The 18941-nt window shown below is 56.1% G+C and carries 15 protein-coding genes and 1 pseudogene; 8 read left to right on the top strand and 8 right to left on the bottom strand.

The annotated features are described in order from the left end of the window. Positions 1-390 precede the first annotated feature (390 nt). The 3 genes from C2E15_RS04540 to speD all read left to right on the top strand — a co-directional run bounded on the left by C2E15_RS04540 (position 391) and on the right by speD (position 2539). Complete coding sequence (locus C2E15_RS04540; protein ID WP_038628152.1) at positions 391-738, top strand: YacC family pilotin-like protein; 348 nt, start codon at positions 391-393, stop codon at positions 736-738. A 104-nt stretch (positions 739-842) separates the two neighbouring features. Then, positions 843-1715, top strand: coding sequence for a polyamine aminopropyltransferase (gene speE / locus C2E15_RS04535; protein ID WP_104956316.1), 873 nt, complete (start codon positions 843-845; stop codon positions 1713-1715). Between the two features lie 14 nt (positions 1716-1729). After that, positions 1730-2539 (top strand): adenosylmethionine decarboxylase, encoded by an 810-nt coding sequence (gene speD / locus C2E15_RS04530; protein WP_104956315.1) that lies wholly within the window; start codon positions 1730-1732, stop codon positions 2537-2539. 41 nt (positions 2540-2580) lie between these two features. Here the strand turns inward: speD and C2E15_RS04525 are convergent, their stop codons facing one another. Further along, the gene (locus C2E15_RS04525) at positions 2581-3324 is read right to left on the bottom strand and encodes a DeoR/GlpR family DNA-binding transcription regulator (protein WP_104956314.1); all 744 of its coding nucleotides are present in this window, start codon (positions 3322-3324) and stop codon (positions 2581-2583) included. Positions 3325-3333: 9 nt separating this feature from the next. Here C2E15_RS04525 and C2E15_RS04520 point away from each other — a divergent pair. After that, positions 3334-3459: pseudogene (locus tag C2E15_RS04520) on the top strand (SDR family oxidoreductase); the annotation flags it as partial. A gap of 111 nt (positions 3460-3570) precedes the next feature. Here the strand turns inward: C2E15_RS04520 and yacL are convergent. Further along, a complete protein-coding gene (yacL, locus tag C2E15_RS04515; RefSeq protein WP_104956313.1) occupies positions 3571-3933 on the bottom strand; it encodes a protein YacL in 363 nt (120 codons plus the stop codon). Positions 3934-4099: 166 nt separating this feature from the next. Then, positions 4100-6697, bottom strand: coding sequence for a bifunctional aconitate hydratase 2/2-methylisocitrate dehydratase (acnB, locus tag C2E15_RS04510; protein ID WP_104959079.1), 2598 nt, complete (start codon positions 6695-6697; stop codon positions 4100-4102). A 771-nt stretch (positions 6698-7468) separates the two neighbouring features. On the opposite strand from acnB, the gene mgtA reads away from it, so the two are divergent. After that, positions 7469-10156, top strand: coding sequence for a magnesium-translocating P-type ATPase (mgtA, locus tag C2E15_RS04505; RefSeq protein WP_104956312.1), 2688 nt, complete (start codon positions 7469-7471; stop codon positions 10154-10156). Positions 10157-10296: 140 nt separating this feature from the next. On the opposite strand, the gene C2E15_RS04500 is transcribed toward mgtA, so the two are convergent. The 3 genes from C2E15_RS04500 to tehA all read right to left on the bottom strand — a co-directional run bounded on the left by C2E15_RS04500 (position 10297) and on the right by tehA (position 12787). Then, a complete protein-coding gene (locus tag C2E15_RS04500; RefSeq protein WP_104956311.1) occupies positions 10297-10767 on the bottom strand; it encodes a DUF3237 domain-containing protein in 471 nt (156 codons plus the stop codon). Between the two features lie 12 nt (positions 10768-10779). Beyond that, positions 10780-11283, bottom strand: a complete 504-nt coding sequence (locus tag C2E15_RS04495) for a phenolic acid decarboxylase (RefSeq protein WP_104956310.1) — start codon at positions 11281-11283, stop codon at positions 10780-10782. A gap of 502 nt (positions 11284-11785) precedes the next feature. Beyond that, on the bottom strand, positions 11786-12787 hold the full coding sequence (gene tehA, locus C2E15_RS04490; protein WP_104956309.1) for a dicarboxylate transporter/tellurite-resistance protein TehA: 1002 nt from the start codon (positions 12785-12787) through the stop codon (positions 11786-11788). Between the two features lie 958 nt (positions 12788-13745). On the opposite strand from tehA, the gene C2E15_RS04480 reads away from it, so the two are divergent. Genes C2E15_RS04480 through C2E15_RS04470 form a run of 3 tightly spaced genes read left to right on the top strand, consistent with a single transcriptional unit; the run spans position 13746 to position 14895 of the window. Beyond that, the gene (locus tag C2E15_RS04480) at positions 13746-14231 is read left to right on the top strand and encodes a hypothetical protein (RefSeq protein ID WP_104956307.1); all 486 of its coding nucleotides are present in this window, start codon (positions 13746-13748) and stop codon (positions 14229-14231) included. Between the two features lie 14 nt (positions 14232-14245). After that, a complete protein-coding gene (locus tag C2E15_RS04475; protein WP_104956306.1) occupies positions 14246-14455 on the top strand; it encodes a hypothetical protein in 210 nt (69 codons plus the stop codon). Between the two features lie 47 nt (positions 14456-14502). Next, on the top strand, positions 14503-14895 hold the full coding sequence (locus C2E15_RS04470; protein ID WP_104956305.1) for a hypothetical protein: 393 nt from the start codon (positions 14503-14505) through the stop codon (positions 14893-14895). 502 nt (positions 14896-15397) lie between these two features. Here C2E15_RS04470 and lpdA read toward each other — a convergent pair. Together lpdA and aceF are read right to left on the bottom strand one after the other, a co-directional pair. After that, entirely contained in the window at positions 15398-16822 is a 1425-nt protein-coding gene (gene lpdA / locus C2E15_RS04465; protein WP_104959078.1) for a dihydrolipoyl dehydrogenase, read from the bottom strand. A 220-nt stretch (positions 16823-17042) separates the two neighbouring features. Next, positions 17043-18935, bottom strand: coding sequence for a pyruvate dehydrogenase complex dihydrolipoyllysine-residue acetyltransferase (aceF, locus tag C2E15_RS04460; RefSeq protein WP_104956304.1), 1893 nt, complete (start codon positions 18933-18935; stop codon positions 17043-17045). Positions 18936-18941 lie beyond the last annotated feature (6 nt).

The raw sequence follows: 18941 nt of genomic DNA, 5'->3' as shown, positions 1-18941 counted from the left end.
GTCGGCGTCCTTTGAACGGGGCTCGCGGCGGAGCCCGGGAGTAATTGCACGTCAGGAAATCTTAACGTTTTTAGCCCGGGGGAAACCACCTTTCCCGCGGATTTCTGCCGGGTCGGAGAAAAGAAGGTTGCGGCAGATCGTCCTTCGCCGCAGGCGCGCAATAGCCGTCCCGGCTGCTTTCGATAGCAGACATCGGCTGCTTTCTCAGGGATGGGCCGCTCAGCATCTTGATGGCTATAAGAAACAGCGCACTGTCTCTTCCTTTATGGCCTTGTGACAACGCTGAATCAGACCATTTTTAACCGCAAACGTCGGCAAAGCGTAAAAATGGCCTGAAGACCGCCCCTAACTGTGCTAACGTCAGGTTATTGCAATTTTAAGAGAATGATTATGAAGAAAGGCATTCAGGCCCTGTTGCTGTCGGGGCTGCTCGGTTTTTCATCCACCAGTTTTGCGCTTAGCGAATCGGAAGCGGAAGATCTGGCGGATCTGACCGCTGTCTTTGTCTATCTCAAAAATGACTGCGGCTATCAGGACCTGCCTGATGCCCAAATCCGTAAGGCGCTGGTCTTCTTCGCGCAGCAGAACCGCTGGGACTTAACCAACTACGCCAGCTATAACATGAAGGCGTTGGGCGAAGACAGCTATCGCGATCTCAGCGGCATCGCCGTCTCTAACGATAAAAAATGCAAGGCGTTGGCGCGCGACTCGCTCAGCCTGCTGGCCTACGTAAAGTAACGCGCCTGAGGCTCTCCTGTTGCTCATTCGACCGTGCATCCCCTGCCGGAGTTAGCTATCATGTGCCGCCCAATTTTCATGGCTATTCTGAGGAGAGTCCCACCATGGCCCAAAATGAAATTTGGTATGAAACCCTTCATGCCGGCTTCGGACAATACTTCACGGTTGATAAGGTGCTTTACCGTGAAAAAACTGAGCATCAGGATCTGATTATCTTCGAAAACGCCGCTTTCGGCCGCGTTATGGCGCTGGACGGCGTGGTGCAGACCACCGAGCGCGACGAATTCATCTATCACGAAATGCTGACGCACGTGCCGCTGCTTGCCCATGGCCACGCCAAAAAGGTGTTGATCATCGGCGGCGGCGACGGCGGAATGCTGCGCGAAGTGAGCCGTCACGCCGGGCTGGAGCAGATCACCATGGTTGAGATCGACGCAGGCGTGGTCGAATTCTGCCGTCAGTATCTGCCGAACCACAGCGCTGGCGCCTATGACGATCCGCGCTTCCGTCTGGTGATTGACGATGGGGTTAACTTCGTCAACCAGACCGACGAAAAGTTTGATGTGATCATCTCTGACTGCACCGATCCGGTTGGTCCGGGCGAAAGCCTGTTCACTTCGGCGTTTTATGCCGGCTGCAAACGCTGCCTTAATGAAAATGGCATCTTTGTCGCGCAGAATGGCGTCTGCTTCCTGCAGCAGGATGAAGCGCTCACCAGCCATAGCAAACTGGGTCATTACTTCGGCGACGTCAGCTTCTATCAGGCGGCGATCCCAACCTACTATGGCGGCATTATGACGTTCGCCTGGGCCTGTGATAACCCGGCGCTGCGTCAGCTTGATGCCGCGACGCTGCAGGCGCGCTTCGCCGCCGCAGGACTGAACTGCCGGTACTACAATCCGGCGATCCACATGGGCAGCTTCGCTCTGCCGCAATATCTGTTGAATGCGCTGTCGATGCCGACCGGGCATTTATAAGGGGGTGAACTAAATTGCAAAAGCTGAAACTACATGGCTTCAACAACCTGACGAAAAGCCTGAGTTTTTGTATCTACGACATTTGCTATGCGAACAGTGAGGCTGAACGCGACGGCTATATTGCTTATATCGACGAGCAGTATAACGCCAATCGCCTGACTGAAATCCTGACCGAGACCTGCTCAATTATCGGCGCGAATGTGCTGAACATTGCGCGTCAGGATTATGAACCGCAAGGCGCCAGCGTAACCATTCTGGTCAGCGAAGAACCGATCGATCCGAAGGATATCGATAATTCGGAGCATCCCGGACCGCTGCCGGGTTCGGTGGTCGCCCATCTGGATAAAAGCCATATCTGCGTCCATACCTATCCGGAAAGCCACCCTGAAGGCGGGCTCTGCACCTTCCGCGCCGATATTGAAGTCTCGACCTGCGGCGTCATTTCACCGCTGAAAGCGCTGAACTACCTTATTCATCAGCTGGAATCGGATATCGTGACCGTCGATTACCGCGTGCGCGGCTTTACCCGCGACGTGAACGGCGTGAAGCACTTTATCGATCACGAGATCAACTCTATACAGAACTTTATGTCGGACGATATGAAGGCGATGTATGACATGGTCGACGTGAACGTTTATCAGGAAAACATCTTCCACACCAAGATGTTGCTGAAAGATTTCGATCTCAAACACTATCTGTTCAACACCCGGCCGGAAGACCTGAGCCCGCAGGAACATAAGCGGATTACCGACCTGCTGTGGAAAGAGATGCGCGAGATCTACTATGGCCGCAACATTCCCTCTATTGGCCTGAAAACGCAGTAAGGCATCGCCTTGCCGGGGCGGCGCTCACCGCCCCGATTCGTTTATGCGCCGTGGCTTTGCGCCAGCGTCAGCGCTACCTTCTCTCTTTGCAGCTGTGCCTGCGTCTCTTCATCCAGCCGACTGTCGGTTATCACATCGGTCAGCGTCTGCAGCGGCGTCACGCAAAATAGCGACCAGGAGCCATATTTACTGCTATCCGCCAGCAGCACGCGCCGGCGCGCGTTAATCAGCAGATCCTGCTTCAGCCCCGCTTTCTCCTCGGTTGGCGTGGTAATGCCTTTCTCCAGGCTCCAGGAGTTGCAGCTGAGGAAAGCGATATCGGGATAAATGGTGCGTAACAGACGACGCCCATGTTCGCCGATGCACGACTGGCTGGAATCATCGATACGTCCGCCGATAATGGTGACTTCAATCTGGCGAAAGCCGGAGAGAAACAGCGCAATATGCAGGTCGGCGGTGATGACACGCAGCGGCAGATGGGTTAGCTGGCGCGCCAGCTCCAGCATGGTGGTGCCAGCGTCCAATACCACCGCATCGCCAGCCTTCACCAGCTTCGCGGCTTCGCCCGCAATCGCCTGTTTCTCTGCCAGGTTGCGCTGGCTCTTTTCCGACGTGGTGGGCTGTTCAGGAATAAAACGGTTCAGCGTCACGCCGCCGTGCGTCCGGCTGATAACGCCTTCCCTGTCCAGTTTGATCAGATCGCGGCGAATCGTGGCGGGCGAGGCGGAAATCGCCGCCACCCGTTGATCAACAGTAACCAGATTATGGCCCTTTAAATAATCCATAATCTGGGGCCGCCGACAGGCCGCTATATTCAGCCGGATGAGGTGGCGGCGCTGACGAGCTTCCTGCTCTCCCCTGCCGCTGCCGCCATTACCGGCCAGGAGATCGCCATCTGCGGTGGCGCCTCGCTCAGCTGACGGCCCAGCGCAGAAATAAAAAGGCCCACGTCATCAGGACGCGGGCCTTTTTATCTTTTTCAGCGTTTGCGCCGCCGGTCAGCCTGTTGCCGCAATATGCACCGGCCCTCTTTAGCGGCCCTGCATAAAGGCGCGATAGGCGGCGATCACCGCCAGGAAATCTTCCATGCCGCAAAAGGAGAGACTCTCTTCATCGTAGTAGCTCATGCCCTCTTCCAGCTCATCCGTCTCGAAAGCGAGCTGGTTGGCGCGGATCATCACATCCTCGCCGTTCAGCGAAAGCGTATATTCATGCCCCTGACGCTGCCACTCGCGTTCGCTGCCTTTAACCGACGCCATCGCTGCTTCCACCTCATCCAGCAGCGCCATGTCGCCTTTGACCTCTTCGTTGAACCAGTGTCCGACCGCCTCGTGGCCCATACTCATACGCACCTTCACCTGGCCGGCGATGTCACGCAAAAATTCATATTCCATCTTACTGCCCTCAACCTCAACGCACGCGGGCGCCGTTTTTCGTCATCTTCTGACCGCACAGCGCATTATCGCAGCCTGCGGGCGGAAAAGCAGCGCCTGCGCCGCGGTTGCAGGCATAAAAAAAGGGCGGAAAGCTCCGCCCTTCTGTTCAGCTACAAAGGATTGATCAGACGGCCGTCTGGAAAATCACATCCTTCGCTTTTTCGGTGTACTGCTCCAGACGATCGAAGTTCAGGTAGCGGTAGGTATCGACTGCGGTCTTATCTACCTGCGACATGAACTGCTGATACTCATCCGGCGTCGGCAGACGGCCCAGCAGAGAGGCGACGGCCGCCAGCTCCGCAGAGGCCAGGTAGACGTTAGCGCCGGTGCCGAGGCGGTTCGGGAAGTTACGCGTTGACGTCGACACCACGGTCGCGCCGTCAGCCACGCGCGCCTGGTTGCCCATGCAGAGCGAACAGCCCGGGATCTCGATCCGCGCGCCGCTCTTACCGAAGACGCTGTAGTAGCCCTCTTCCGTCAGCTGCGCCGCATCCATTTTGGTCGGCGGCGCTACCCACAGGCGGGTTGGCAGCTGGCCTTTATGGCTGTCCAGCAGTTTGCCCGCGGCGCGGAAGTGGCCGATATTGGTCATACAGGAACCGATAAAGACCTCGTCGATCTTCTCGTTCTGCACATCAGAGAGCAGGCGCGCGTCGTCCGGATCGTTCGGCGCACAGAGAATCGGCTCGTTGATCTCCGCCAGATCGATCTCGATCACCGCCGCGTACTCGGCGTCGGCGTCCGCTTCCAGCAGCTGCGGATCGGCCAGCCATTTTTCCATGCCCTGAATACGACGCTCCAGCGTACGACGATCGCCGTAGCCTTCCGCGATCATCCATTTCAGCAGGGTGATGTTGGAGTTCAGATATTCGATAATCGGCGCTTTATCCAGCTTGATGGTACAGCCGGCGGCGGAGCGCTCAGCGGAGGCGTCGGACAGCTCAAACGCCTGCTCGACTTTCAGCTCCGGCAGACCTTCGATCTCGAGGATGCGGCCGGAGAAGATGTTTTTCTTGCCCTTCTTCTCGACGGTCAGCAGGCCCTGCCTGATGGCGTACAGCGGGATGGCATGCACCAGATCGCGCAGGGTGATGCCCGGCTGCATTTTGCCTTTGAAACGCACCAGCACCGATTCCGGCATATCCAGCGGCATGACGCCGGTCGCGGCGGCGAACGCCACCAGGCCGGAGCCCGCCGGGAAAGAGATACCGATAGGGAAACGGGTGTGCGAATCGCCGCCGGTGCCGACGGTATCCGGCAGCAGCATACGGTTCAGCCAGCTGTGGATGATGCCGTCGCCCGGACGCAGCGAAACGCCGCCGCGGTTCATAATAAAGTCAGGCAGAGTATGGTGCGTCTGCACGTCCACCGGCTTCGGATAGGCGGCGGTGTGGCAGAACGACTGCATCACCAGATCGGCCGAGAAGCCCAGGCAGGCGAGATCTTTCAGCTCATCGCGCGTCATCGGGCCGGTCGTATCCTGAGAGCCGACGGACGTCATCTTCGGCTCGCAGTACTGACCCGGACGGATGCCGTCGACGCCGCAGGCGCGGCCGACCATTTTCTGCGCCAGCGAGAAGCCGCGCGCGCTTTGCGCCACATCTTTCGCCTGACGGAAAACGTCGCTGTGCGGCAGGCCCAGCGCTTCGCGCGCTTTGGTCGTCAGGCCGCGGCCGATAATCAGCGGAATACGGCCGCCGGCGCGCACTTCATCCAGCAGCACGTCGGTTTTCAGGCTGAACTCGGCCAGCAGCTCGCCGGTTTCGTGGTTGCGCACTTCGCCTTTGTACGGATAGATGTCGATCACATCGCCCATATTCAGGTTGTTAACATCCACTTCGATCGGCAGCGCGCCCGCATCTTCCATGGTGTTGAAGAAGATTGGCGCAATTTTACCGCCCAACACTACGCCGCCGCCTTTTTTGTTCGGCACGTAAGGGATGTCGTCGCCCATAAACCACAGCACCGAGTTGGTGGCGGATTTACGCGAGGAGCCGGTGCCGACAACGTCACCGACGTAGGCCAGCGGATAGCCTTTCGCCTGCAGCGCTTCGATCTGTTTGATCGGGCCTACGTTGCCCGGCTCGTTCGGCTCAATGCCTTCACGGGCGTTTTTCAGCATCGCCAGCGCGTGCAGCGGGATATCAGGACGCGACCAGGCGTCCGGCGCCGGAGAAAGATCGTCGGTGTTGGTTTCGCCGGTGACCTTGAACACGGTGACGGTGATTTTTTCCGCCAGCTCAGGCCGGTTCAGATACCATTCGGCGTTCGCCCATGACTGCATCACCTGCTGCGCGTGCGGGTTACCCGCTTTGGCTTTCTCTTCCACATCGTAGAAGTTATCAAACATCAGCAGCGTGTTGGACAGCGCTTTCGCGGCGATCGGCGCCAGGGTTTCACTCTCCAGCGCGTCAATCAGCGGATGAATGTTGTAGCCACCCTGCATGGTGCCGAGCAATTCGATCGCTTTTTCAGGGGTTACCAGAGGAGAGGTCGCTTCGCCTTTGGCGATGGCAGCCAGGAAGCTGGCTTTAACATAGGCCGCTTCATCAACACCCGGCGGCACACGATTAATTAACAGATCGGACAGGAATTCTTCTTCACCCGCTGGCGGGTTTTTCAGCAGTTCAACCAGCGCGGCCATTTGGGATGCATCTAACGGTTTAGGAACAATTCCCTGGGCTGCACGCTCGGCAACGTGCTTACGGTATTCATCTAGCACGACGTTCTCCTCGCTCTCATTGTATAGGGCTTTCCGGCCACCTTTTTTCACGGCGATCTGTTGGATGCTTATGTAGGGTAAGGTGTCCGGTTTCGCGTCCGCCAGCATAGCAGGATTTGCTGCTGTTGTTAATGCGTTTACAAAAAAGCAACATTATTTGTCAAGCCCGTTTCCCTGACGCAACGCCTGCCGCAGCGCTTTTTACCTCTTTTTAACGATAAAATTAATTTATGGCTGAGGCGCGTTTGTTAAGGAAAAAATCTCCTTACCGTTGATGGGCCGTTAAGGCTGCGAATTTACCGCCTCACTGAATCTTCTTATACTCAGCGCCAATTTCAGCAGGAGTCCATTTTTGCTAACTGATTCCATTTAACAGGCAAGCCCCGCCGCTTGCCGCCAGGCAGGCAGCGAGCTTTCGGTTCGTCTGCGTTTTACCTTCTGAGAGATGAACCCGATGATGATCTATCGCCGCGCCCTTTTCCCCCCAGGCCCCAACCGGCCTCTGTCTGCCATTACGTATTAACGTAACGGCCTCTGTCCGCCACTACGTATTAACGTAACGGCTCGCCTTACGCGCTATTTCACAGCGCAGCATCTGTTATCGCCTGAAGGCGGTTAAGGAGACGTCATGGACGAACCCCCTTGTCTGCAACGTAAAACGCGTTGCACAGGAGCCAGGTAACCGACTCCTTTTCCCTGCAACGCCATCTCATAGTTTGCCGCGATCTCAGGTTGAGCGGGATCGGGCGCATATCATTTGGAGTAACTGAGATGACTCAGACCCGCAATCTGGCGGCGCGTCAGCGCGCCGCTACGGCCCAACCACGCCTGCCGATCGGCGATGAAGCCGGCGTGCTTGCTGAAACCACCCTGCTGCGCCTGCAAAGCAGCGAAGCGGGATTAACGTACCGTCAGGTGCTGGAGCGCCAGGCGCGTTACGGCGCCAATCAGGTCGCCAGCGAGCAGGCGCCTCATCCGCTCTGGCAACTGCTGACCGCGTTTAATAATCCTTTTATCTATGTGCTGCTGGGACTGACCCTCATCAGCTTTTTCACCGACTACTGGCTGCCGCTGCGCCGGGGCGAGGAGACCGATCTGACCGGCATCGTTATTATGCTGACGATGGTGTTGCTTAGCGCCCTGCTGCGCTTCTGGCAGGAGTTCCGCAACAATAAGGCGGCGGATGCGCTGCGATCGCTGGTCACCAGCCGCGTCAGCGTGCTGCGCCGGGAAAAGCCCGGCGCCGCGCCGCAGATTGTTGAGGTCGCGCAGCAGGCATTGGTGCCGGGCGATATTATTTTGCTGGCGGCAGGCGATCTGATCCCGGCAGATATTAAGCTCATCACCGCCTGCGACCTGCTGGTGAGCCAGTCCCTCCTTTCCGGCGAGGCGCTGCCGGTAGAAAAAGCGTGTCGGTTGACGCAGGGAAACGCCGCGCAGCCGTTGAGCGAAAGCGCGCTATTTGACGCCGCCTCTCTCTGCCTGATGGGCACACATGTCGTCAGCGGCTCCGCCACGGCGGTGGTGGTCGCCACCGGCAACCGCACCTGGTTTGGCTCTCTGGCGCGCAGGCTGGTGGGCGAACGCGCGCCCACCGCCTTCGATCGCGGCGTCAACAGCGTAAGCTGGCTGCTGATCCGCTTTATGGCGCTGATGGTGCCGGTCGTGCTGTTGCTGAACGGCTTTACCAAAGGCGACTGGCTGGACGCCACGCTTTTCGCGCTGGCGGTCGCCGTCGGCCTTACGCCGGAAATGCTGCCGATGATCGTCAGTTCCAACCTGGCGAAAGGCGCCATGGCGATGGCGCGCCGCAAAGTGGTGGTGAAGCGCCTGGAGGCGATTCAGAACCTGGGCGCGATGGATCTGCTGTGTACCGATAAAACCGGGACGCTGACGGAAGATCGTATCGCACTGGATCGTCACCTTGATCTGCAGGGTAATAGCGATGATTCGGTGCTGATGCTGGCCTGGCTGAATAGCCGCTATCAGAGCGGCCATAAAAATCTGATGGATCGCGCGGTGCTGGCGTTTACGCGCCATCGTCAGGATTTGCCGCAGCACTGGCGTAAAATCGATGAGCTGCCGTTTGATTTTGAACGCCGCCGCCTGTCGGTCATGGTGGCGGATGAACGGGGCCGGCATCAGCTTATCTGCAAAGGCGCGCTGGAGGAGATGCTGGCGGTCTCCACCCACCTCTGTATCGACGGCCAGCGGCTGCCGCTGGATGAGGCGTGGCGTCACGTGCTGCGCGAGCGCGCCACGCGTTTGAACGAAGAAGGCTACCGCGTGCTGCTGATAGGCGCGCGTGAAACCGGCACGACCGGCTGGTATCAACATTTAACCAGCGCAGACGAGCGCGATTTAACGCTGTACGGCATGTTAACTTTCCTCGATCCGGTGAAAGAGAGCGCGGCGGCGGCGATTCGGGCGCTGCAGGAAAAAGGCGTGACGGTTAAAGTACTGACCGGCGACAGCCCGGCGATCAGCTGTAAAATCTGCCGTGACGTAGGCCTGGAAGCGGGTGAGCCGCTGCTGGGCGAAGAGATTGAACACCTTGACGACGGCCAGCTGGCGCAACGGGTGGCGCGGCATACTCTGTTCGCCCGCCTGACGCCGGCGCAAAAAGCGCGCGTGGTTACGCTACTACAGCAGCAAGGCCATACCGTCGGCTTTCTCGGCGACGGCATTAACGATGCCGCCGCGCTGCGCGCCGCCGATGTCGGCATTTCCGTGGAGGGTGCCAGCGATATCGCCCGGCAGGCCGCCGGCATTATCCTGCTGGAAAAAAGCCTGCTGGTGCTGGAACAGGGCGTGGTAACCGGACGCCAGACGTTCGGCAATATCATTAAGTATCTGAACATTACCGCCAGTTCGAACTTCGGTAATGTTTTTTCGGTACTGGTTGCCAGCGCCTTTATCCCTTTCCTGCCGATGCTGGCCATCCAGCTGCTGCTGCAGAACCTGATTTACGATGTCGCCCAGCTGGCGCTGCCCTGGGATCGTATGGATAAAGCGTTCCTGCAGCGCCCGCGTAAATGGGATGCGCGCAATATCGGACGCTTTATGCTGTGGATGGGGCCGCTGTCGTCGATTTTCGATATCACGACCTTCGCCCTGATGTGGCATGTTTTCGGCGCGAACGGCAGCGATCATCAGGCGCTGTTTCAGTCCGGCTGGTTTGTTGAAGGGCTGCTTTCCCAGACGCTGGTGGTGCATATGCTGCGCACGCGCCACATTCCCTTTCTCCAGTCGCGCGCCAGCTGGCCGATCATGCTGACGACGCTGGCAGTGGTGGTCATCGGCGTCACGCTGCCGTTCTCGCCGCTGGCGGCTACCTTTGGCTTACAGGCGCTGCCGTTGAGCTACTTCCCCTGGCTGTTCGCCACGCTGTTGGGCTATTGTCTGCTGAGCCAGGGAGTGAAAAACCTTTATCTTCGTCGCTATGGCGCATGGTTCTGAGGCGCGTTCAGGCGCTACAACGTTGGCTGGGCGAGGCTCTGGATCATGCCCGGCCACGGCTGTGAAGCCGCGCCCCGAACGATGATAAAAAACAACCCGGCCTGCTGGATAAGCAGGCCGGGTTGCTAGGCAAGGGCAGTTTACAACACGCGGTAAAATTTCAGCGATACCCCTTTTTCGCTGCGCTCGCCGCTGCAGATAAAGATGTTTTCCCGTAGCCAGCTCAGCGTCGGATGATAGATCTCGAAGCGCGGCGTGGCGCGGAAATAGATCGCCTCCGCCGGGATCTGATTGAAAAAAGCCATATCATCGCCAAAGAGCGCGCCCCGCCACGGCTCAGGCACGCGGCGGATGCCGTTATTTTCCAGATAAACGTTGTGGCCAGATGTTGTCTGGATGGCGTAACGCGCCGACAGCTCGCACAGCCCATCGGCGCGGATGATCTGGCTGTCAACGCCGCCGGGCATCACCTGCCCTTCCAGCTGGCCGCTCACCACGCCGCCCCGAATAGGGATCAGCTGGCGCTTGCCGCCTTCCGGCGTACGGTTCACTATAATCGGCGGGTCCACTTCGACCTCAACGGCAAAGCTGAACGCCAGTTCAGGCTGCATCCCCCGCCCCGCTTATTTCAGGTTTTCAGGGAAGTTGGCAGGCAGCTCGCTGGCCGGGCAGTTAATGACGCTGTCGTCATTTTCACCCACGTCGCGGATAAAGGTCAGTGTGGCGTACTCATCAATCACTTCTGTCGGATAGGCCGGACCTGCTTCGCGATAGCTGGCCATCTCATCGAGATGTTCGTTCTGGAAGCAGACGGTTTTTTCGGGGTTGTTCATTACCCAGCGCGGGAAGAAGATGGTGCCATGAAACACCTTGTCGGCGAGGTTCACGCTCAGGCTGACATCGGTGCCGGTAGGCTCCGTCCAGGAAATTTTGTAAACATCGCTGGCAAGACGCGCCAGGTACACATGCTGATCTTTCACCCAACGGTTGCCGACCAGGCCGCTGTGAATACGGTAATCGATAGTTTCATTGTTTTTGACGTAAATTTCATAGTTCCAGCCATTATCATAGGTATAGACCAGATGTTTACCTACTAAACCGCTCATATCATGTTTATCGAAGCTCATAAAATTTACTCCTCTTGGTTGACGGGTAAATTATAGATCACAGATGACAGAAATTTCTGATAAAAAAGGCAGGGTTTGCCTTATATCAAAAAGTTTATTTGCGAGACAGAAACGGGAAAAAGATGTTTGATAATTATTGCGGCTGCAGGAAGGTTTTATCAATTATTTATGACAGGCATCCCGCAGTGCTTCACGGGTAATATCATCACATATTAAGTAGTCATTAGAAATATATTCTCTGCAACAGGTATCTCTCCCTCCTATTATAGTGGTGAATTTTATTATGCAGACCCTCAGAAACGGCATATAAAATCTATACCCTCTCAAGGTTTAATTTATTCCTGCCGTATCTCAATGCTGACCGGTGGCCGATAATATGTCTGCCGACTGCTTTTCCGGGCGCTCTCCTCCCGGCAGCGCTTCCGCAGCGATTGGCACAACGGCGAGCCCGCCGGTCAAAGGCATACCGGCACCATTACCGGCGTAAATAAGCTCCCCGCGCTCACCGATCGGGCCGGGACAAAGAATGAGCCGATGGCGCGCTCCGCACGATCAGTTTCCCCTGCAGTAAGAGCAGCAGCGTGCGCAGGATCAGAAAGGCGATAACCAGATTCGCTCCGACAAAAAGCGGGATGGATAAAACGTGTAAAGCGCCTCCGGGCGCGCTGTGGCCCAGATGAAGGGCAGTATTCGCCAGCGATGACACGCCAAATGAGAAGCTCCAGAAAGCCGGGTTAAAGGGCTGATTGCCATACCAGCGGAAAAGGCGAATCATGAAGAACATTTGCAGTAGCCCATAGCCGAACAGCATTTTGGCAAAAGCATCCGCTTCGCCACCGTTAACGCTGAGCCAGGCGCTGCACGCCACAAAGGCGGGCGCCATTTGAATACCGAGCGACGGACGCACCTCCTGCGGCATTTCTCCCGCGCTACGTAAGCGATGCAGAATAACCGGTTCAAGAGTGAGCCATGAAATCACGCCAGCGCCCAGGAACAACAGCCCTACATCATGGAACCCCAGCGTGCCGCACGCCATAGCGCTGATAAAATTATTTGCCACGGTGGGCAGATACAGGCCCGGCGTCGCTGCCGTTGCCGGATGGTTGCCGCGCCACAATCCCGCGCCCTGCCAGGAAGCGTAAGCAAGCTGAATAACCGCGCCCATAACAAACAGCACCAGACCCGCTGAGTAAAGCCAGGACGTAACGCCGATGGAAACCAACATCGTGGTGGCTGGAAACAGGCTGACAAAGCTGCTTTTTATCGGATGCTGAATTTCATCCAGCACGGTGTGCGGGTGACAAATAAGCCGCACGATAAACAGCCAGGCCAGCATGGCCCAGATAGCAATCGCCGCGCCAATAAGCAGGAGACCCGGAGTAGTGGAAACAGGCCAAATAGTGGCGGCATAACGCCAGGAAAAGCCTGTCCCGATAATGCCGAGGACCATGCCAAAATAACTTACGGGGAGGTTTATATAGTGCTGTTGTTTTTCCTGCCGCATATCAGCGCCACCTTTCACTTATTACTCTTTTTTAAAATAAATCCTTTTCCGGAAATTTAATTCACAACCAACCCATCCAGGAATGATTCGTTAGCAACTTTCTTAAAACCGATTAATTGTTAATGACCCCTCGTAGCGGAACCGGGGTCATGATAACTACGTAACGCTAAGGGCAGGAAATAAAAATCAGGTTGTGATTGATGCTGCGCAATTATAAAGCATAAAAATATTGGCCAGCGATTAACTATCACGGTGGCGTCATCACAGCTGTATTGAGCCAGGCCGCGATTTATGGACGTTTTTGTTGCCCCTTAGGCGATCATTACCGCTTAAAACCAGAGATCCAGAGGCGGAGCAATAACACTACCGGGGTTAATTTCGCTGGTGCGGGGAACGCCTGTTAGCAGCGTCGCCGCACTGAAAGCCCCGGTCTATCTCCGCTGACGCGCGGAACCTGGTACCCACGACATGTCCCGTATGAATGATAACCGGGTCCCCAGGCGCGGGGAACACGGCTTCGGCACAGCGTCAGTCGCACGTATTGATTTACCAGCACCCCTGGATAGAGCAGGAACCTGCAACCGACCATAACGCGGCTGTACAGGATGATGCGGCGTACAGGTCCAGCATGCAGAGCGATCGCGCCGCTTGTCGCTCTCTGTGCGCTGATTTGCTGAATATCAAAGCCAGGACAATTTAACGTAAACCTGTATTTATATTTGTGGTATATATTGAACGGTTAGCAAACCTCGCAACCTTTTATTACCGTTTGGTATCCCATTCTCCGGGATATTTTAGTTTTGTTATAAAAAGCCATACCTGTTTTTCCTGACGGCGTGGCATATAACTTCACGTTTCTATAACGCAGAAGATAAACAAGCCGCTAAAAATAACAATAGCGCCGCAACCATAAGAAAGCATCTTTTTTACTACGCATTTATAAAATTAGGGCATCATTATGAAACCATCAATTATCGCCGTTACATTAATAAGCCTGACCTCTGTCGCCGCAGCCTCAACCCAATCAGATGATGTTATAGGCGGTGAAAATATTAAGTTTATTTATAATGTCAGCAACATTAATAAAGAAGAGACCTACCTGAACTTACGTGCTATTTCCGATACGGCGCTATGCACCAGTACCGGCCTGTTAATGGCGAAAGTGGGATTGGATAATAAGGAAATGGAAATGCGGGTTAATAACCTGATCGGCGCTATTGGTCTGCGTAAACAGATGGGAGAGGCGCTGCTTAGCCCTGAACAATGCGCATCAGGCGTAGCTGCTGCTGCTGAGTATGTTAAGCGCAAAGAGAGCAAAGATGCCGCTAACGCCTTCACCCATAAAATATGGGAGATGCAGACATTAGAAAAATCGTTGGAAAGTATGAGTGGTAAAAGCCATCGCGCCGGCATGGACGAGAGTTTTAAAGACGCTAACAGCTAAGGAACGATGATATTATGAAAATGTTGAGAGCTATCATTTATTTAATAATTGCTTTTACTTCTGTCATGGAGCTTATCGCGCTTCAATTAGCCTCGTTTGAGGGCTGGCAATACGATATCCACTGCGCCGTCGTCATCCTCCTCACGCTGACCGTTGGGCATTACTTTATTGTCCAGATCCATAACCTGGAGCATGACGCAAAGCGGCCGCACAACGGTTGTTAACGCACACTGCCGGGCAACAGACCCGGCTTTTTCTCTGCAGGTGAATAATGATTTTTCTTGTAACTTTATGGGCGATTGCCGCAACCGTAGCCGCTATCGTCGCCGCGCGCTCTGAACGAGCCAGCCTGATGCTTTTATCAAAGAAGGTGGCCAGGCTGGAGCGGGATATTAACGAGCTGGCCGAGGACGCGATGCGCGCCCACGACAGGGCTACCGATCTTGTGTTCGCGGCTGTCGCCGCGCACGATATGTATACATTTGCTCACCCTTACATGAGCCAGGCCGCCCCTGACTGGTTTGAGCGCGACGGTTGTCCGGCTAACTACACCGCTGAAGGCGACCAATTGCTGCAGCAACTTAGCCGCGAGCTTAAAAGCGGGCGCAGCGTCGATGATGTATGGCATAGCCTGGTCGAGAAAGAACCTACGCATACATACTGATATATGAATGTATTGATATACGCAGTATCTCTACATCATCGCTAAAAAACAGCGGTTTCAGCCTGTTTTACGCTTAATCAGGAAGCGTTATTTTTATAACAAGTTAGCAACATGATTGCCGCCTGACTTTGGCCTTATCGACCCTGAGCTTTTGCTTTTACTGGTAACCGCTCACTTCGTACGAACCCAGCGCACACCCGGTTACGTTTATCGCGTAAATGGCTATCGTTAGCGCCAGTGCGATCGCGCTATTGAATGATGAAAACGGCAGTCAGAAAGTTAAAACGTTGACGGATTACACGCCTCAACAGACCGTTTGAATACACCGGGATAGCCAGGGCTTTTTTATGGGTGCAAGGGAGGTCACTTATCCGGTGCCTCTACCGGCGCTGCCGCTTCATCACAGGATAAAAGCCCCCGGGGCAGTCTCCCACTGCGTCTTCCGCCCAATAAAAAACGGCCCCTTTCGGAGCCGTAAGCCTCTTTCTTACCCGCAGGAGAATTACTTCTTCTTCGCTTTCGGGTTAGGCAGATCGGTGATGCTGCCTTCGAAGATTTCCGCCGCCAGGCCAACCGACTCGTGCAGCGTCGGGTGAGCGTGGATAGTCAGCGCGATATCTTCCGCGTCGCAGCCCATTTCGATCGCCAGGCCGATTTCGCCCAGCAGCTCGCCGCCGTTGGTGCCGACAATCGCCCCGCCGATTACGCGATGGGTCTCTTTGTCGAAAATCAGCTTGGTCATGCCGTCAGCGCAGTCGGAAGCGATAGCACGGCCAGATGCCGCCCACGGGAAGGTGGCGGTTTCATAGCTGATGCCTTTCTCTTTCGCTTCTTTCTCGGTCAGGCCGACCCATGCCACTTCCGGTTCGGTATAAGCGATGGACGGGATCACTTTCGGATCGAAGTAGTGTTTCTTACCGGCGATCACTTCCGCCGCGACGTGGCCTTCATGCACGCCTTTGTGCGCCAGCATCGGCTGACCGACGATGTCGCCGATAGCGTAGATGTGCGGCACGTTGGTGCGCATCTGCTTATCAACGCGGATAAAGCCGCGCTCATCCACTTCCACGCCCGCTTTGCCGGCATCGAGGTTCTTGCCGTTCGGTACGCGGCCGATAGCCACCAGCACCGCGTCGTAACGCTGCGCTTCCGCCGGGGCTTTTTTGCCTTCCATGGAAACGTAGATGCCGTCTTCCTTCGCTTCAACCGCAGTGACTTTGGTTTCCAGCATCAGGTTGAATTTTTTGCTGATGCGCTTGGTGAAGACTTTCACCACATCTTTATCCGCTGCCGGGATAACCTGGTCGAACATCTCAACCACGTCAATCTCTGAACCCAGCGCATGGTAAACGGTGCCCATCTCCAGACCGATGATACCGCCGCCCATCACCAGCATGCGTTTCGGCACTTCTTTCAGCTCCAGCGCAGCGGTAGAGTCCCATACGCGCGGATCTTCGTGCGGAATGAAAGGCAGCTGAATGGGACGTGAACCCGCCGCGATAATCGCATTATCGAAATTGATGGTGGTCGTGCCGTTTTCGCCTTCGACAACCAGCGTATTCGCGCCGGTGAATTTACCCAGGCCGTTAACAACTTTAACTTTACGCCCTTTGGCCATGCCAGACAGACCGCCGGTCAGCTGGTTGATGACTTTCTCTTTCCAGGTGCGGATTTTGTCAATGTCGGTCTTCGGCTCGCCAAATACGATGCCGTGTTCCGCCAGCGCTTTGGCTTCTTCAATGACTTTCGCGACGTGCAGCAACGCTTTAGAAGGGATACAGCCGACGTTCAGGCAAACACCGCCGAGGGTGCTGTAACGCTCTACTATTACGGTCTCCAGACCTAAATCAGCGCAACGAAAGGCTGCAGAGTAGCCTGCAGGACCTGCGCCAAGTACGACGACCTGGGTTTTAATCTCTGTACTCATCATGACCTCTTAATTGACTATCCGGCGGTCAGACGTCACTTTCCTGATTCACAGTACGCCCTTCATCCACCGGGACGCGTTCACCGCAAGAGTTTACAGAATTGTTAACAGACTGCAAACCGCTTCGGCTCCGTAAGATCCCATTTCCCGCATTTCAGGCAGGTTCAGCGGCGATAACCTGACCTGTGAGAAGGCCGGCATAAGCCGGCCTTTATCGTTGTTACATCACCAGACGGCGAATATCGCTTAAGGTGTTGTTGATGATGGTGATGAAACGCGCACCATCGGCTCCATCGATCACGCGGTGGTCGAAAGAGAGCGAGATCGGCAGCATCAGGCGCGGCACGAACTCTTTGCCGTTCCAGACCGGCTCCATCGCGGATTTAGATACCCCAAGGATAGCCACTTCCGGCGCGTTGACGATCGGCGCGAAGTGGGTGGTGCCCAGGCCGCCGATGCTGGAGATGGTGAAGCAACCGCCCTGCATTTCGCCAGCGGTCAGCTTGCCGTCGCGCGCTTTTTTGGAGATGGTCATCAGTTCGCGCGAGAGTTCAATGATGCCTTTTTTGTTAACATCTTTGAACACCGGAACCACCAGGCCGTTCGGCGTATCGACCGCCACGCCGATGTTGATATATTTCTTCAGCGTCAGCTTCTGGCCATCTTCGGACAGCGAGCTGTTGAAGCGCGGCATCTGCTCCAGCGCGGCAGCCACCGCTTTCATGATGAAGACGACCGGGGTGATCTTCACATCCAGCTTGCGCTTCTCCGCTTCGGCGTTCTGCTGTTTACGGAACGCTTCCAGCTCGGTGATGTCGGTTTTGTCGAAGTGCGTAACGTGCGGGATCATCACCCAGTTACGGCTCAGGTTGGCACCCGAGATTTTCTGGATACGGCCCAGCTCGACTTCTTCGATTTCACCGAACTTGCTGAAGTCCACTTTCGGCCACGGCAGCATGCCCGGCAGACCGCCGCCGCTTGCCGCAGCAGGCGCAGACTCGGCGCGTTTTACCGCGTCTTTCACATAGCTCTGAACGTCTTCTTTCAGAATACGTCCTTTACGGCCGGTGCCTTTTACCTTCGCCAGGTTAACGCCGAACTCGCGCGCCAGGCGACGAATAACCGGCGTCGCGTGGACGTAGGCATCGTTCTCGGCGAACTCATCTTTACCGCTGGCTTTTGCCGCAGCAGCCGGAGCCGCTTTTTCAGCCTGAGGCGCCGGCGCGGATGCTTCCTGCTTCGCCGCCGGTGCGGCCGCTGGCGCAGCGCCTTCCACTTCGAACAGCATGATCAGCGAGCCGGTGCTGACTTTGTCGCCGGTGTTGATTTTGATCTCTTTCACCGTGCCGGCGAACGGCGCCGGGACTTCCATTGAGGCTTTATCGCCCTCAACCACGATCAGCGACTGCTCAGCGGTGACTTTATCACCCGCTTTTACCAGCACTTCGGTGACTTCCACTTCGTCACCGCCGATATCCGGCACCTTAACCTCTTTGGTCGCTGAGCCGCCAGAGGCCGCCGGCGCGCTGGCCGCTTCCTCTTTCACCTGCGGCTTAGCCGCAGCGGCGTCGCCGGCGTCCGCGGTTTCGAAGATCATAATCAGCGAGCCGGTGCTGACTTTGTCGCCGGTGTTGATTTTGATCTCTTTCACCGTGCCGGCGAACGGCGCAGGCACTTCCATTGAGGCTTTATCGCCCTCAACCACGATCAGTGACTGTTCCGCTTCAACGCTGTCGCCCACTTTCACCAGGATTTCGGTCACTTCGACTTCGTCGCTGCCGATATCCGGCACGTTGACCTCTTTGCTGGCGGCGGCGGCCGGCGCAGGCTGCGCGTCAGCTTTCTTCTCAGCGGCCGGCGCTGGCGCAGCTTCCGCCGCGCCCTCTGCGTCAAAAATCATAATCAGTTTGCCGGTTTCGACTTTGTCGCCGGTGCTGACTTTGATCTCTTTCACCACGCCCGCCTGCGGAGAAGGCACTTCCATCGACGCTTTGTCGCCTTCTACCACGATCAGCGACTGCTCGGCTTCCACCTTGTCGCCAACCTTGACCAGGATCTCGGTCACTTCAACTTCATCTGCACCGATATCCGGTACCTTGATTTCGATAGCCATTAATCT

The organism is Mixta gaviniae (assembly GCF_002953195.1).
GTDB classification, from domain to species: Bacteria; Pseudomonadota; Gammaproteobacteria; order Enterobacterales; family Enterobacteriaceae; genus Mixta; species Mixta gaviniae.
This window is presented reverse-complemented; position numbering and strand designations above follow the sequence as displayed.

Excerpts from the sequence above, each read along its gene's own strand:
- C2E15_RS04540 (WP_038628152.1), top strand. The coding sequence starts at position 391 with ATGAAGAAAGGCATTCAGGCCCTGTTGCTGTCGGGGCTGCTCGGTTTT.
- speE (WP_104956316.1), top strand. The coding sequence starts at position 843 with ATGGCCCAAAATGAAATTTGGTATGAAACCCTTCATGCCGGCTTCGGA.
- C2E15_RS04525 (WP_104956314.1), bottom strand. The coding sequence starts at position 3,324 with ATGGATTATTTAAAGGGCCATAATCTGGTTACTGTTGATCAACGGGTG.
- yacL (WP_104956313.1), bottom strand. The coding sequence starts at position 3,933 with ATGGAATATGAATTTTTGCGTGACATCGCCGGCCAGGTGAAGGTGCGT.
- mgtA (WP_104956312.1), top strand. The coding sequence starts at position 7,469 with ATGACTCAGACCCGCAATCTGGCGGCGCGTCAGCGCGCCGCTACGGCC.
- C2E15_RS04500 (WP_104956311.1), bottom strand. The coding sequence starts at position 10,767 with ATGCAGCCTGAACTGGCGTTCAGCTTTGCCGTTGAGGTCGAAGTGGAC.
- C2E15_RS04495 (WP_104956310.1), bottom strand. The coding sequence starts at position 11,283 with ATGAGCTTCGATAAACATGATATGAGCGGTTTAGTAGGTAAACATCTG.
- tehA (WP_104956309.1), bottom strand. The coding sequence starts at position 12,787 with ATGCGGCAGGAAAAACAACAGCACTATATAAACCTCCCCGTAAGTTAT.
- C2E15_RS04480 (WP_104956307.1), top strand. The coding sequence starts at position 13,746 with ATGAAACCATCAATTATCGCCGTTACATTAATAAGCCTGACCTCTGTC.
- C2E15_RS04475 (WP_104956306.1), top strand. The coding sequence starts at position 14,246 with ATGAAAATGTTGAGAGCTATCATTTATTTAATAATTGCTTTTACTTCT.
- C2E15_RS04470 (WP_104956305.1), top strand. The coding sequence starts at position 14,503 with ATGATTTTTCTTGTAACTTTATGGGCGATTGCCGCAACCGTAGCCGCT.
- lpdA (WP_104959078.1), bottom strand. The coding sequence starts at position 16,822 with ATGAGTACAGAGATTAAAACCCAGGTCGTCGTACTTGGCGCAGGTCCT.
- aceF (WP_104956304.1), bottom strand. The coding sequence starts at position 18,935 with ATGGCTATCGAAATCAAGGTACCGGATATCGGTGCAGATGAAGTTGAA.